This is a genomic window from Shewanella sp., assembly GCF_013214165.1.
Classification (GTDB): domain Bacteria; phylum Pseudomonadota; class Gammaproteobacteria; order Enterobacterales; family Shewanellaceae; genus Shewanella.
Genome location: NZ_JABSSM010000002.1, coordinates 73801 through 87954 on the forward strand (window position 1 = coordinate 73801; position 14154 = coordinate 87954).

Annotated in this window: 13 protein-coding genes; 7 read left to right on the forward strand and 6 right to left on the reverse strand. The window is 48.5% G+C overall.

Translation table 11 applies throughout. The features are described from left to right. Window positions 1–338 precede the first annotated feature (338 nt). From HRU42_RS01050 to HRU42_RS01070, 5 genes are all read right to left on the reverse strand, one after another. Window positions 339–1304: a hypothetical protein gene (locus HRU42_RS01050; RefSeq protein WP_295028179.1), complete on the reverse strand. Its 966-nt coding sequence runs from the start codon at window positions 1302–1304 to the stop codon at window positions 339–341. Then, complete coding sequence (locus HRU42_RS01055; protein ID WP_295028181.1) at window positions 1301–1855, reverse strand: hypothetical protein; 555 nt, start codon at window positions 1853–1855, stop codon at window positions 1301–1303. The genes HRU42_RS01050 and HRU42_RS01055 overlap by 4 nt, the downstream gene beginning before the upstream one ends. Window positions 1856–1909: 54 nt before the next feature. Further along, the gene (locus tag HRU42_RS01060; RefSeq protein ID WP_295028183.1) at window positions 1910–2149 is read right to left on the reverse strand and encodes an acyl carrier protein; all 240 of its coding nucleotides are present in this window, start codon (window positions 2147–2149) and stop codon (window positions 1910–1912) included. A 12-nt stretch (window positions 2150–2161) separates the two neighbouring features. Beyond that, entirely contained in the window at window positions 2162–2668 is a 507-nt protein-coding gene (locus HRU42_RS01065) for a hypothetical protein (RefSeq protein WP_367227131.1), read from the reverse strand. Window positions 2669–2823: 155 nt separating this feature from the next. Further along, window positions 2824–4074, reverse strand: coding sequence for a beta-ketoacyl synthase (locus HRU42_RS01070; protein ID WP_295028186.1), 1251 nt, complete (start codon window positions 4072–4074; stop codon window positions 2824–2826). A 258-nt stretch (window positions 4075–4332) separates the two neighbouring features. Between HRU42_RS01070 and HRU42_RS01075 the strand changes: the two genes are divergently transcribed. The 7 genes from HRU42_RS01075 (at window position 4333) to HRU42_RS01105 (ending at window position 13080) form a co-directional block, all read left to right on the forward strand. Continuing rightward, the gene (locus HRU42_RS01075; RefSeq protein ID WP_295028188.1) at window positions 4333–4641 is read left to right on the forward strand and encodes a lipid asymmetry maintenance protein MlaB; all 309 of its coding nucleotides are present in this window, start codon (window positions 4333–4335) and stop codon (window positions 4639–4641) included. Window positions 4642–4643: 2 nt separating this feature from the next. After that, window positions 4644–5006 carry a response regulator gene (locus HRU42_RS01080; protein ID WP_295028190.1) on the forward strand — a complete coding sequence of 121 codons (363 nt, stop codon included), beginning with the start codon at window positions 4644–4646 and terminating at the stop codon, window positions 5004–5006. Window positions 5007–5046: 40 nt separating this feature from the next. Next, window positions 5047–7056, forward strand: coding sequence for a chemotaxis protein CheA (locus HRU42_RS01085; protein ID WP_295028192.1), 2010 nt, complete (start codon window positions 5047–5049; stop codon window positions 7054–7056). A gap of 110 nt (window positions 7057–7166) precedes the next feature. Further along, window positions 7167–7739, forward strand: coding sequence for a chemotaxis protein CheW (locus HRU42_RS01090; RefSeq protein ID WP_295028194.1), 573 nt, complete (start codon window positions 7167–7169; stop codon window positions 7737–7739). Window positions 7740–7756: 17 nt separating this feature from the next. After that, window positions 7757–10975 (forward strand): methyl-accepting chemotaxis protein, encoded by a 3219-nt coding sequence (locus HRU42_RS01095; protein ID WP_295028196.1) that lies wholly within the window; start codon window positions 7757–7759, stop codon window positions 10973–10975. A 153-nt stretch (window positions 10976–11128) separates the two neighbouring features. Further along, window positions 11129–11983 carry a protein-glutamate O-methyltransferase CheR gene (locus HRU42_RS01100; protein ID WP_295028198.1) on the forward strand — a complete coding sequence of 285 codons (855 nt, stop codon included), beginning with the start codon at window positions 11129–11131 and terminating at the stop codon, window positions 11981–11983. 53 nt (window positions 11984–12036) lie between these two features. Then, complete coding sequence (locus tag HRU42_RS01105) at window positions 12037–13080, forward strand: chemotaxis response regulator protein-glutamate methylesterase (protein WP_295028200.1); 1044 nt, start codon at window positions 12037–12039, stop codon at window positions 13078–13080. A gap of 25 nt (window positions 13081–13105) precedes the next feature. On the opposite strand, the gene HRU42_RS01110 is transcribed toward HRU42_RS01105, so the two are convergent. Beyond that, on the reverse strand, window positions 13106–14149 hold the full coding sequence (locus tag HRU42_RS01110; RefSeq protein WP_295028346.1) for a polysaccharide deacetylase family protein: 1044 nt from the start codon (window positions 14147–14149) through the stop codon (window positions 13106–13108). Window positions 14150–14154: the final 5 nt, after the last annotated feature.

Here is a 14154-nt window from a genome sequence, read left to right on the forward strand (position 1 = left end):
CGTCTATCTGGAACGTGCGGCCATCGGCAAGTCTCAGAGTCCAGTGCATATTATCGGTCGTGCTACAGCCAGAGAGACCCGATAGGTTCCAGCCGATGCCAAAACCGGTATTCAGGGTATTCATCAGCGAATAAGTCAGGCTGATATCACGACTGCTCTCGCTGTCAAACAAAGCATGCAGAGTACAGAGTTTCATCACTGCGCTGTACTGGCCGGTACGTAAGTCCACGGAGCCGTTCATGAAAGAGGAAAAGTTGGTTGCATTTGAATAAATATTAGACATTGTTATTCCCAAAAAAAACAGGGAGCACTGCTCCCTGTTTTTATGTATTGAATGATTACGCGTCGATTAGTTCGATGAGGTTGCTATCACCAGTTTGTTCCTGAACGTGTAATTCATGCTTACAACCGAAATTATCAACAAACTGGTAGATTCCGGTAACCCTAGTCTCTGCATCATGATATGAGCTACCACTTAACTTGTATCTCGTGGCAGTCAGATGCACATTACTTGCGTTATACGGCACAGGGTCACCTGATCTCCTATCACTACTTGGAGTGCAGTCGCCTACAGTCAGACTTGTAATACTCATGTCATACAGCCTGCTCCAGCGTATATATTCCATATCCCAACCGGATTGGAAGAAGTATATTTCATTATTTGCATATCTCATCCCCCCCGATATTGCCAACGATGTCATTGTCAAACCGTGAGGCAATGTCCAATAATACACATCAACATCATGAATATGAGTACAAGCGTTGTGGTAATAATACGCATCATCAACACTCGCCTTCATATCCGATGCATTGATGGAGTAGGGCGTCTTCCCCTCAAGAGTAATGAACTTGTCTGTGCCTGCATCATCGGAATAACACCAGTTTTTCTCACCCGCAAGATTAATGAATACAGCCAAATCATGAGCTTGTGTAGTGTTGGTGGATACAAAAAGGGAAATGTATTCATATCCTTCACCACCCTCCACTGAAGCGTTCTCGTCAATCATAGTTTTTTGCACATTCAAAGGACCAAAGTTATAGCCATCCGAACAGAATTTATACACCACACCCTTTGGTGGGTTTTTGTGCTTATTAAGTGTCACTAATTCAATACTGTTCTTCTCATCATCACTCAAAGGCATATTGACCCAACGCATATCCTGATTCACAATCTGCTTTCTCGCTTTGATTCTCAGCTTTGCCTGCTGGCGACCATTCGCATAAACAAAACCATCGAAACCATCGAACATGATCTCGAGGGTCTCCATTCTCACATCACCAACCGTATAATCACTCTTAATCATCTTGCTGTCTCCGCTCTTTGGGCTGCTATCAGCGTAAAACCCACCATAGGCGCTGCCAACTCTTCATAAAAGGTTATACTCAACGCCCCGCCGATTTCTGTCAGCAGCTCATCCGCACGCATTTTAACCAGCGGCCCAAGTTCCCCGTCAGAGTGAAAGAAATACTGATTCACATGACGATTTGAACGCTGGTACTCCAACGTTGCCTTCAGCAACGTAAAAACAAACAAGGATGCAAACTCCGGTGGTACTGCGTCCGCATCCAGCTGTATCAGCTGTTCTGCGTCGCTAATGGTATGCAGGCTAATGTGACGATGCTCGTATTTCGGCATAAATACGCCGCCATCGGTCGTGGCAAACAGCATTTCTTTGTAACTACCAAAGCCATTGATGTAATTCGCACGAAAGAAAGAAGCCAGATAACGCTGACCATTGACCGTAAAAGGCACACACTCACACCAGCGGCTGGTCATTTGAGTTTCCCCGACCCAATCTGCTGTATTTTGATGACGATACAGCGCCGTTATCTGCTCTTGTTCTAAAACTACCATGTAAGTATTATCCTATTGAATAACGTGATGACATTCCCGGTTACCCAGGAACATTTATTGACCTACAACTTGCTCAACCAGCTGTTGCAGAGTCGTGTTTTTGAAGTCTTTCGGTTTATTGCGGAAAAAATCAAACTGGTACCTTTCCATCAGTTCCACGTGCAATTCCGCGAAATCGAGACTGTCGAGCCCAAGCGCTACTACGGTACTTTGTGGTGTCACATCACTCGGCTTAAGTTCACGTTTTATCCTGATGATGAATTGATGTAAAAAAGTAAAAATTTCATCTTGCATATTTATCTCCCACTAAGGTTTGACCATCATTGATACACGCATCTCCAGCCAACTTTCATTGGCCATGGCGCGGGCATTCATTGTCATCATGTGCCACTCTCCGGCATTTACCGTCGTGGCATCACATTCAATCACCGACGCTGGCATGCACGCGGCTACATTGCCGCGAACGACACTCGCGGTCTGCACAACCCGCCCATCTTCAAACCAGCGGTTCAACGGCTGGCCGGCAACGGGAATATCTGATAGCGTTTTGAGTAAACATCCGAAAATCTGGGCCTCCCAATTCACCAGATCCCCCTTCCCAGGTGATGATAAAATCCACTCATTAGACGCTAAAGGCAGAGAAGCAAGCTGCGGCCATTCACCGTCAGACACAAATGCGCTCACCGCTGGCGTACTCGCCTGTATCTCCCACAACCCCACTCCGTCCCCGTAAGGGCGCATCTCGTACTCACGTTCTACATACACAGGACCAGAAAAGCGGACCTGAACGCCCAGATCCGACGCGCCAGGCAACAGCAGAAGCCGTCGTTTCAGCATCATGGCCGCCAACATGCCTGGCACGACAATAGCTGGATACCCGCACTTTTTGGCGTGCGCGAGTGAGCGGTGAATCGGATTGCGGTCTCCACTATCGTGTAGCCATTGCTGCACCTCATGCTCACTAAACCTCATGCACCCATCCTTTGAAAAATAAGCGCGGTATTATGCCCGCCAAACCCTGAATTCAGGTTCATGACGGTCTTGAAGTCCCCCTTCAGATTACGATTGGCCAAGTAATTTAGGTCACATTGTGGGTCGGGCGAGTCCAGATGCCAGGTAGCCGGAGCGACTCCCCCATTTAAAACATGCAGACAAAACAGAGATTCCAGCGCCCCTGCGGCACCGATTAGGTGACCGGTTGATGATTTGGTCGAAGACACTGGCACGTGATAGGCCTGCTCACCCAGCGCACGCTTTATTGCCAGAGTTTCATGAACATCGTTAGCGGGAGTGGATGTACCATGCGCATTAATGTAGTTAATATCTGCAGCATCAAGTCCAGCTTCGTTCAAAGCGGCAGATATTGCACCTGCCCTATGACTGAGATCCTCACTGAGACTGACAAAGCCACTAGCGTCACAGCGATACCCATAACCGACTATCTCACCCAAGATGGTGGCACCACGGCGTTTAGCGCTGTCGTAATTCTCCAGTACCAGTACGGCCGCCCCTTCTCCGAGCACAAAGCCACTGCGATCTGAACTGAACGGACAGCAGGCTTTGCGAATGTCCTGCGGTTCTTTTGTCAGCGCCTGAAGCACATCCATCTCCCAGATGGCCGACAGGTGACTTATCGACTCAGAACCACCCGCCAGCATCATATCAGCCCCGCCCCGCTGAATTTCCCGATAAGCCTGGCCGACTGCCATGGCCCCTGCAGCGCAGGCGCCTGACAGTGTGAGTTGAGTGCCGTGAAGACCGAAATGGGTAGCACATGCCCCAGCAGCTGAGCTGGGCATGCTTTTCAGGTTACCGAGTGGGTGGCTGCTGCCTTTACGCGCAAACTTGTCCGCCAGCCAGCGACCTGCGTCCCCGCCCCCCCAGCCAGTGCCCATGACCAATCCGGCTTTTTCCCGAGCGTAATGTTCGGGCCAATTACCATCAGGGAACGCCTGTGTCATCGCCTGTAGTGCACTGTAAAACGCCAGCTCCCCCTCCCGTCCGAGAGCCCGGCTCAATCTTGCAGGCAACGCCTCTCCCACAGAGTGTTCGTCTTCGATAAAACTGAAAAAACGCGCATGAATGTGCGACTCAGATAAGTCCCGGTAACCATAGCCCACGGCCCCTGACAACACACTCTGCCAGATTTCAGCGGGACACCTACCCATGCCAGTAATCGCTCCCATACCTGTGACCACTACACGGTTACAACTTTGCATATTTCATCCCATTAGTTATCTGCATGTAATTTATTTGGAATAGGACCGCCTGGCAATACTATTTACAATCTAATAAAAGCGAAAAATGGCAATATTTATTGGCGCGTTCTAGCCGTTGTTCGACAGCTAGAGCGCGCCAATTTGTAACGATAACTCAAATAAATAATCAAAAAAAACTCCGACAAAAGAGGCAATACTCAAATTTACGACTATCTTATTATCTTGCAGGGATGAAGAAAGCCAGCCAAAGGAAATCAAATGCCGGAACAAACAATCAGATTGGATTCTGAATTAACCATTCGAAATATTCAGCCCATTTTCGCACAACTTTCACAACTATTAACCCATGACAAAGAGCTGCATATAGATGCCAGTCAATTGACCAGGGTCGATACTGCCGGGGCCCAGCTCCTCTATCTATTCTCCCAAACATGTACATCCCGCTCCCTAAGAGTCCACTGGCTAGACTGTCAGCCAGAACTTCAAATCAATTTACAAAATCTGGGTATTAATATTCCAGAAATAGCCATTCCAGTGTTACAAGCCGAACTGGATGAGGAAAAGTAACGATGAAAAAAATACTTGCGGTAGACGACTCGGCTTCCATGCGTCAGATGGTCTGTTTCACCCTAAAAATGGCGGGCTTCGATGTCACAGAGGCCTGTAATGGAGACGAGGCCTTGAAAGCAGCCCAACGAGGCGAATACGATCTGGTCATCTCGGATGTGAATATGCCCATCATGGATGGACTCACTCTAATTCGTAATCTACGCACCTTGCCAAACTATAAATTTACTCCCTTGCTGATGCTGACAACTGAGTCAGGCACAGAAAAGAAGCAAGAGGGCCGCTCCGCAGGTGCTACCGGCTGGATAGTCAAGCCCTTCAACCCAGATCAACTACTTGCAACCGTGCGTAAGGTGCTTGGTTAACAACATCCAAATCATCAGATGGATCTAACGGACATTTAATATGGAAATCGATCTCAGTCAATTCAGTCAGGTATTCTTCGAGGAGAGTCTAGAAGGGTTAGGCGCCATGGAGTCTGAGCTGCTTAACCTCGACGTCAATAACCCCGACGCAGAAGCCATCAACACCATTTTCCGCGCGGCTCATTCCATCAAGGGTGGCAGTGCCACTTTCGGTTTCAGTCAGGTCGCTAACTACACTCATTTGCTGGAGACCTTGCTCGATGAGATCCGTGATGGGCGCAGACAGATGACCAACGAGCATCAAGACATGCTGCTGCTCTCCGTCGATCTACTACGAAACATGATCGATGCCTTGATGCGAAAAATCGATTTCGACGACCCCCAGCTCGCTCAACTCGAGACGCAATTTACGCTCGAAATCCACAAGAGTACTCACAATGCTAGGCCTGAAGAGTCCGATTCGAATAGCGACACATTGGCGCAGCAAGAGTCCCCCGGACTCCGACGTTGGGCCATAGATTTCCAGGCGGGTGTCGACATACTGCGCTGTGGTAACGATCCTTACCTCATGTTCAACGAGCTAAGACTGTTGGGAGAGCTCAGCGTCAACCTGGCCGAGCATTCATCACCTGAATTTCATGATATAGATCCGGAAGCTTGTTACCTCAACTGGCAGCTCGAACTCATCACAGACCAGCCCTTAGAGCGACTAAGAGAGGTATTCGAATGGGTCGAAGATGAGTGCAGCATCAATTACTCCTCCACCTCAGTCATTAATGACAATACTAACCCTGACGGTGGACAAGCTAACCAAGAGAAAAAACCTAAGCCAGCCTCACAGGCTAAACTCCCCGAAACCAATTCGATTCGGGTCAGCATAGACAAGATAGATCTGCTGATAAACATGGTGGGGGAATTGGTTATTACCCAAGCCATGCTTGGTCAAATAGGCCAGCAGGATAAGATAGACGAAGAATCACTCATATCACTCAAGCAAGGACTGGAACAACTCGCCACCCATACCCGAGATCTGCAAGAGAGCGTCATGCAGATCCGTATGCTCCCCATCAGCTTCGCCTTCAATCGCTTCCCCAGGCTAGTGCGAGATATCGGTCAGCAGCTAGGGAAGAAGGTGGATCTAGTGCTGAAAGGGGAAGATACCGAACTCGACAAGACTGTGATGGAGAAGATTGTCGACCCTATGGTACATCTGGTGCGTAACTCATTGGATCATGGTCTGGAAACACCGGAAGAACGCCTCGCCAAGGGAAAATCAGCAGTAGGCACCCTCACACTCAACGCCTTTCATCAGGGAGGTAGCATCATCATAGAGATCATAGACGATGGAGCCGGTCTGGATACCGATAGAATTCTGAGCAAGGCAAGGGAGAAAGGGCTCGTCGGTCAAGAGGAAGAGCTCAGCACAGAGGCGATCCATAAGTTGATCTTTAAGCCAGGTTTCTCCACCGCCGATGCGGTCTCAGATCTCTCGGGACGCGGTGTGGGCATGGACGTAGTCAGGCGAAACATCAATGAACTCAACGGCAGCATAGAACTTAAATCCACCCAAGATAAGGGCTGCCGTTTCACCATCAGGTTACCCCTGACACTCGCCATACTCGATGGCCAACTAGTCAGGGTGGGCAAGCATATCTATGTCGTGCCCCTGGTTTCCATTCATGAGTCATTACAGGTCAAGCCTAACAAGATCAACCGCCTCAGTGACGGCCATGAACTGATACAGCTCAGAAACGAATACCTGCCAGTGATCAAGGTGTACCAAGAATTTTGTCACACCTCAGATGCCAAAGAGATCAAAGACGGCCTGGTCATGGTAGTCGACTCCAATAACGACAAGATAGGCTTACTGGTCGATGAACTATTGTCACAACAACAGGTAGTCATCAAGAGCCTGGAAGATAACTACAACCGGGTGCCTGGCGTATCTGGCGCGACGATACTGGGTGATGGCACGGTCGCACTCATCATAGATGTTACCGGATTAGTCAGCCTAGCCGGCATTACCAATATGAAAGAACATGCTGCCTAACAAGGCGCACAATTAACACGCTAGCCAATGACCAATATGAAACAAGACTCAGAATTAACACGCGAGATAGCGCTGAAAATAACAGATTAAGCAAGATGGAGCCTGGAGCAATGACAGAGAAAATTAAAAATATGCAGCCCAAATATAATCAGGGGATGAAGCAAGATAACGATGAAGACAGTCAGCAGTACCTGACCTTCATCATGGCCAACGAAGAGTATGGAGTCGAAATACTATCGGTACAGGAGATCCGGGGCTGGGAGTCCACCACAGTGATCCCCAATGCACCGAGTCATGTGAAGGGGGTTATTAATCTGCGGGGCACCATAGTCCCCATCATAGATCTCCGCCAACGCTTCGGTATCGAGGTCTTAGATTATGGTGCCACAACTGTCGTTATCGTGGTCAAAGTTGCCATCGCTAACGAACATAAGGTCATAGGCATAGTCGTCGATGCAGTATCCGATGTATTCAGCGTCAATAATGACGATGTCCGCGACGCACCCAATTTCGGTGAAGACACAGATCTATCTTTCATCAAGGGCTTGACCAATGCCGATGAGAAGATGGTTATTTTGCTTGATATCAATAGATTACTCGGTAATGAAGTCTTACCTGAAGCAGAGCTTCTTTCGCAGTTAATGCATAATCTTGATGCCGATAAACAGGTCGTCAACGGATAATATAAAGTGAGAACCGCATGTTTGATAATTTAAAGTTGAAATGGAAATTAACCATAGGGTTTGCAATTCCGTTAGCATTAATACTAACCATTGCTGCCATAGTTCACGGCAGTTTAGCCAAGCTTTTGGTTACCAGTCAATGGGTAACCCATACTTATAAGGCTATCGATATTGGTAATTCAATTACCGCATCTTTGGTTAATATGGAAACAGGATTTCGAGGCTACCTTGTTGTAGGTGAAAAAGAATTTTTGCAACCTTTCGATCAAGGTAAAAAAGACTTTGCAGAATTAACCAAGCAAGCGCAAGAGACGGTGTCAGATAACCCGATTCAAGTGGCTAGAATTAAACAAGTTGAAAGCATTCAGCGTCAATGGTTACAGCAGCATGTGCTAGTGGCCATCAATTTAAGAGAAAACTCTTACCAAGGTGAAATCACTGAGTTTGTTAAAAGAGGAATTGGCAAACAATATATGGATGAGATGCGCTCCATTTTAAATGAGTTTGTTGCCGAGGAATCTGATTTGATCTTGGTACGTGCAGAGGAGCAAAAATCCACCGCTGACTTCACCGATTTAGTGACCGTTCTTGGCAGTATTTTAGCCGTTATTTTAGGCTCTATCGCCGCCTTTATTACGACAAAGTCCGTGACTAAACCGATTAATAATTTAATCGACGGCATGAGTCGTGTTGAACAGGACAGTGATTTCTCTACTCGTTTGAATGTGAAATCAACTGAGGAATTTGGTAAAGCCGCTAAGGCATTTGATGCCTTGATGAATGAGACGCAAAATGCACTAAATTCAATTAATGAAACAATGGCAGCCTTTTCCAACGGAGATCAAGACCAAAGAATTACCACGGATTTAAAAGGGGATCTGCATAATATAAAATCCGCCGCCAATCAGTTGATGGATACGGTTCAAAGCCAACAAGTCACCGCGGCAAAAACATCGGGTGAGAACCTACGAATTAAACAAGCCTTGGATGTATGTAAGGCCAATGTCATGATGGCAGATGCCGATTATAACATCATCTATTTCAACGACTCACTCACCGAGATGCTCGGTAATAATGAAAAAACGCTACAGCAGGAACTTAAAAGCTTCGAGATGAAGACACTATTGGGTGCTAATATCGATATCTTCCATAAGCACCCTGCTCATCAGCGGGGCATGCTAGACAAGCTAACCAGCACCTTTGAGACCAGCATAGAAATTTCAGGGCTCACCTTCGAGCTTATCGCCACCCCGGTTTTCAATAACAGTGAAAGAACAGGTACTGTGGTCGAATGGCAAGATATCACCGCCAAGTTAGCTAGAGAGAAGGAGGATAAACAGCAGGCCGCCGAGACAAGCCGTATCAAGCAGGCGCTGGATGTGTGTAAGGCCAACGTGATGATGGCCGATGCGGACTACAACATCATCTACTTCAATGAATCACTCAACCAGATGCTCGGTTCGAACGAGAGGACCCTGAAACAGAGCCTGAGTCGCTTCGATATGCGCACTCTGATGGGCAGTAATATCGATATCTTCCATCAGAACCCGGCTCATCAACGGGGCATGCTGGATAGGCTCACTGAAACCTTCGAGACCAACATAGAGGTGTCAGGCCTGACTTTCGGTTTAATCGCCACCCCAGTGTTCGATAATGGCGAACGCACCGGCACGGTTGTCGAGTGGCAAGATTTGACCGATAAGTTAGCGCGAGAAGGTGAGGAGCAGCAGCTAGCAGCGGAAAACGCCCGCATCAAGCAGGCACTAGACAATGTCTCCGCCAATACCATGGTGGCAGATGCCGACCTTAATATCATCTATATGAACAGTGCCGTGGGTAACATGTTCAGAAATGCACAGTCCGACATAATCAAGGATCTGCCTAACTTCGATGCCAATAAGCTTATCGGCGTCAATATCGATGACTTTCATAAGAATCCGGCCCATCAGCGTGGCCTGCTAGGTGGACTCACATCCACCTACTCGAGCCAGCTATTAATTGGCGGGCGCACCTTCAAGGTGGTGGCGAACCCCATCAAGGATGACAATGGCGATAGCATAGGCACAGTCGTCGAATGGACAGATCGCACCGCAGAAGTAGCCATCGAGCACGAGATCGACACCATCATCTCATCGGCAGCGGCAGGTGACTTGAGTCATAGAGTCTCCACCGAAGGTAAGGACGGCTTCTTCCTCAACCTCTCTAACGGCCTCAACCGTTTAGTGGGTATCGCAGATAACGTCATCTCAGATGTGGTTAACATGTTCGATGGCCTAGCCAAGGGAGATCTGACCCGTCAGATCAAAGGCGAGTACCAGGGTCAGTTCGGTAAGCTACAGACAGATGCCAATGCGACTGTATCGAGACTCACCGAAGTCTTAGGCGGCATCAACGAGTCGGCCAACACAGTCACCTCTGGCGCAGAAGAAATAGCTCAGGGCAACGCAGACTTGAGTCAAAGAACCGAGGAGCAGGCTGCGTCTCTGGAAGAGACAGCGTCCAGCATGGAAGAGATGACGGCGACTGTGACCCAGAGTGCTCAGAATGCCACCCTAGCGAATGAGCTGGCCCAGGAAGCTAACTCCAAGGCCGAACATGGCGGTAAGGTGGTCGAGCAGGCTGTCGCAGCCATGGAAGCCATCAACGACTCGAGTAAGCGGATCTCCGATATCATAGGGGTTATCGACGAGATAGCCTTCCAGACCAACCTACTTGCACTCAACGCCGCCGTAGAGGCAGCACGAGCGGGCGAACAGGGACGCGGTTTTGCGGTAGTTGCTGGCGAGGTGCGTAATCTTGCTCAACGAAGTGCCGGCGCCGCCAAGGAGATCAAGGAGCTTATTCGCGACAGCGTGGGCAAGGTGACCGACGGTACCCAGCTAGTGAACCAATCCGGTGAAACTCTGGAAGATATCGTGCAAGCTGTGACTAAGGTCGCCGACATGATAAGCCAGATCAGTATCGCCTCGGTTCAGCAGTCTGCTGGTATTCAAGAGGTCAATAAGGCTATCTCGCAGATGGATGAAATGACCCAACAGAACGCCGCCCTGGTAGAACAGGTCTCGGCAGCCGGTGAAGCCATGGCTGACCAAGCCAGGAACATGAAGACCCAACTTGGCTTCTTCCAGACCAGTGGCAATACGAGTTCGGGGATAGCATCCGCGCCACTGGCCCTGGTCTCGGGAGACAGCCACGGTAGTCTAAGTATCAACAAAGATGAGTGGAACGAGTTTTAATGACCTAGTTTCATAATGGATAGGATTTACATCATAGACAGGCCTTGTTTTCATCCAAGGTCTGTCTAGGTTCGGTAACCACAGAAAATTATAGCAACGAGTATTAACAGGGAGGTAGCGACATTGGAGCTCATAGACGAAAAAGAATTTTCTATGACAAAGAAAAACTTCGAGTTTATTCAAATTCTTGCCTACGAAGAGACGGGGATCCTTCTCCCGGAAAGAAAGAAACATATGGTCTACTCCAGACTCAGTAGGCGCCTGCGTCATTTAGGCTTGGAAAACTTTAACCAATATTGTGATCGAGTACAGAAGGAACCCAAGGAGTTAATGAATTTTGTCAACGCATTGACCACCAACCTAACCGCTTTCTTCAGAGAGGAACACCATTTCGACTACCTGGATAAAGAGATAGCCCCACTGTGGAGAAGACGACAAGATAAACGTTTGCGGATCTGGTCTTCTGCCTGCTCAACCGGCGAAGAAGCTTACAGCATCGCCATGACACTGGTTAATCACTTTGCTGGAGCCGAGTGGGATCTAAAAATACTGGCCACGGATCTCGATACTAACGTGCTTAGCAAGGCCGCTAAAGGCTGTTATGCCGAGGACTGCATCACAGGTCTACCCGTTAGATACCGTGAAAAGTATATGAGGATGACCGCAAATGGCATCCAGATGAAGCGGAGTCTTCAGAACAAGATCCACTTTAAACAGCTCAACTTATTACACAAGTGGCCCATGACTGGTCCATTCGATGTGATTTTTTGCCGTAATGTGCTCATCTATTTCGATAATGAAACCAAGGCCAAGATCATCGCTAAATTTAGAAAACTGCTGGCACCGGATGGACTACTCTTCATCGGACATTCAGAAACTCTGATAAATTTATCAGATGAATTCGAACTGATAGGCCAAACAATTTATCAGCCACTGCGAGGCGGTCATGCCAAGGTTACTAACGCAAGAAAAATGCCCTTATTGGCTAGAAACAACCAGCGAGTTTAGGCTTTAACGGTTAGTCGAAGCCAAGGTATAGATTTGACCACAAGGATGAAACTATGATTAGCGTGTTAGTGATCGATGACTCACCATTAGTCAGGAAATTGCTCAGTCATCTGCTAAACAATGACGACGATATCAAGGTCGTCGCCACCGCTGAAGATCCCTATGAAGCGCGCGATCTAATCAAGAAATTAAATCCAGATGTACTCACCTTAGATATCGAGATGCCCAAGATGGACGGCATCGCCTTCTTAAGGAACATCATGAAGCTCAGACCTATGCCCGTTATCATGGTGTCGACCCTGACGGCCAAGGGGGCTGCTGTTACCTTAGAGGCCCTCTCCATAGGCGCTGTCGACTTTATCTCTAAACCTAGGTCCGACCTTACCAATCAACTTATGGGCTATAAGCAGGAACTCATAGACAAGGTACGCCTCGCCTACAAGAGTAAAGCGCGTCCCAAGTCCTTATCTGCTGCGACGACAAAACCACTCAGTGGGGAGATGTTCAGCAACAGACTCATCGCCATCGGCGCCTCCACCGGCGGCACCGAAGCTATCCAGAGTGTACTTATGCGAATGCCGTCAAACACCCCGCCCGTAGTGATAGCTCAGCATATTCCGGTGGCATTTAGTGCCTCGTTTGCTAAACGTCTGGACAATAATTGCCCAATGAACGTGATACAGGCTCAGGGAGGTGAGCGACTCAGACCTGGAACCGCTTACTTAGCTCCGGGGAATATGCACATGCTCATAGAGCGTAGGGGCGGTTTACTCTTCACCAAACTGGTAGACAGCGACCCGGTTAATCGCCATAAGCCTTCGGTTGACGTCTTGTTTAACAGTGTCGCCGAGACTAGCGCCAAATCCACCATAGGCATGCTCCTCACTGGCATGGGCAGTGATGGCGCCAAAGGACTTCTGAACCTGAAAAATAAGGGCGCATACACTATAGCCCAAGATGAAGCCAGCTCGGTAGTATGGGGCATGCCGGGAGCCGCGGTAGAGCTAGACGCCCATTACGAGCTGATGCATCTGGATAAGATCCCGCAAAAGCTGTTATTCCTACTTAAGACGGAAAACAGTAAGGCGAGCTTGTAGGAGGGGCTTCCTAGGTTCAATCTATTCATTCTCTCCCGGCTGAAGCCGGTCCTACACGTACCCAGGCCTGGGAAAACCAGTAGTAACCAGACTTAGTCTTACTGGGTACGGTGCAATTATATCTTGATCTTCCTGGTGGCAGATCGAATTCGGCCCGAATGGAAAACTCATTTTCACTCAACCAGAGTGGCTTCTTAGCACCTTGACCCTGAATGAAACACATCATCTGATGGGGATAGATATCACTCATATCCAGAGTAAGCTTGAGCTCGGGTCGCCAATTTCCATCTTTAAGCTCAGGATCGCTAGGCATTATCGATAAGACCGGCATATTCAAACTGTGTATCTTCACTTTGAGGCTAGCGAGATCGGCATAGACCCCAGCCACGGGAAAACGCGGCAGGGCCGTCAGAGACGAATATGCCCCGGCGGCACCAGACTGCTGACCTAAGCCGACAAAGCCATTACGACTGAGCATATCCTCGAGAGCCTGATTATATTCACCATAGGGATAAGCCAACATCTTATGATTTTGCCCTGTGGCCTTACTAATTTCGGCTTCTGTTTCGAGAATATTCGTCTCGATACGCGACATCCACTGAGCTGCTGATTCACCTTCCGACCGACGAATAAGATGTTCGTGCCCCCAGCTATGATTGGCTATCTCGGCCCCCTCTTTCGACAGTTGGAGCAAGGCCTTCCAGCTCATCATCTCAGCGTATTTAGCCCTGATAGGCTCAATAGAGACAAATAGCGTGTAGGGAAAACCGTATTCCTTTAAGATAGGATGTGCCGTCTCGGCAATGCTCTTGTAGCCATCATCGAAGGTGATCACCACAGTGTTTTCCGCTATCGGCCTCTGGTTTCGAATCGCATCCACAAGCTGAGACAAGGGCGTCACGATAAAATCATTATCGGCCAGATACTGCATTTGCTCTTTAAACTGAGTCGGTGTCACGCTGGTGATGGCCGGGGTATCCTCCGACACATGGTGATACTGTAAGATCACCGCGGCCCGAGCCGTGAAGGCCTGCAAGGATAAACTGAATAACACCAGCAGCGTTATCATGACAT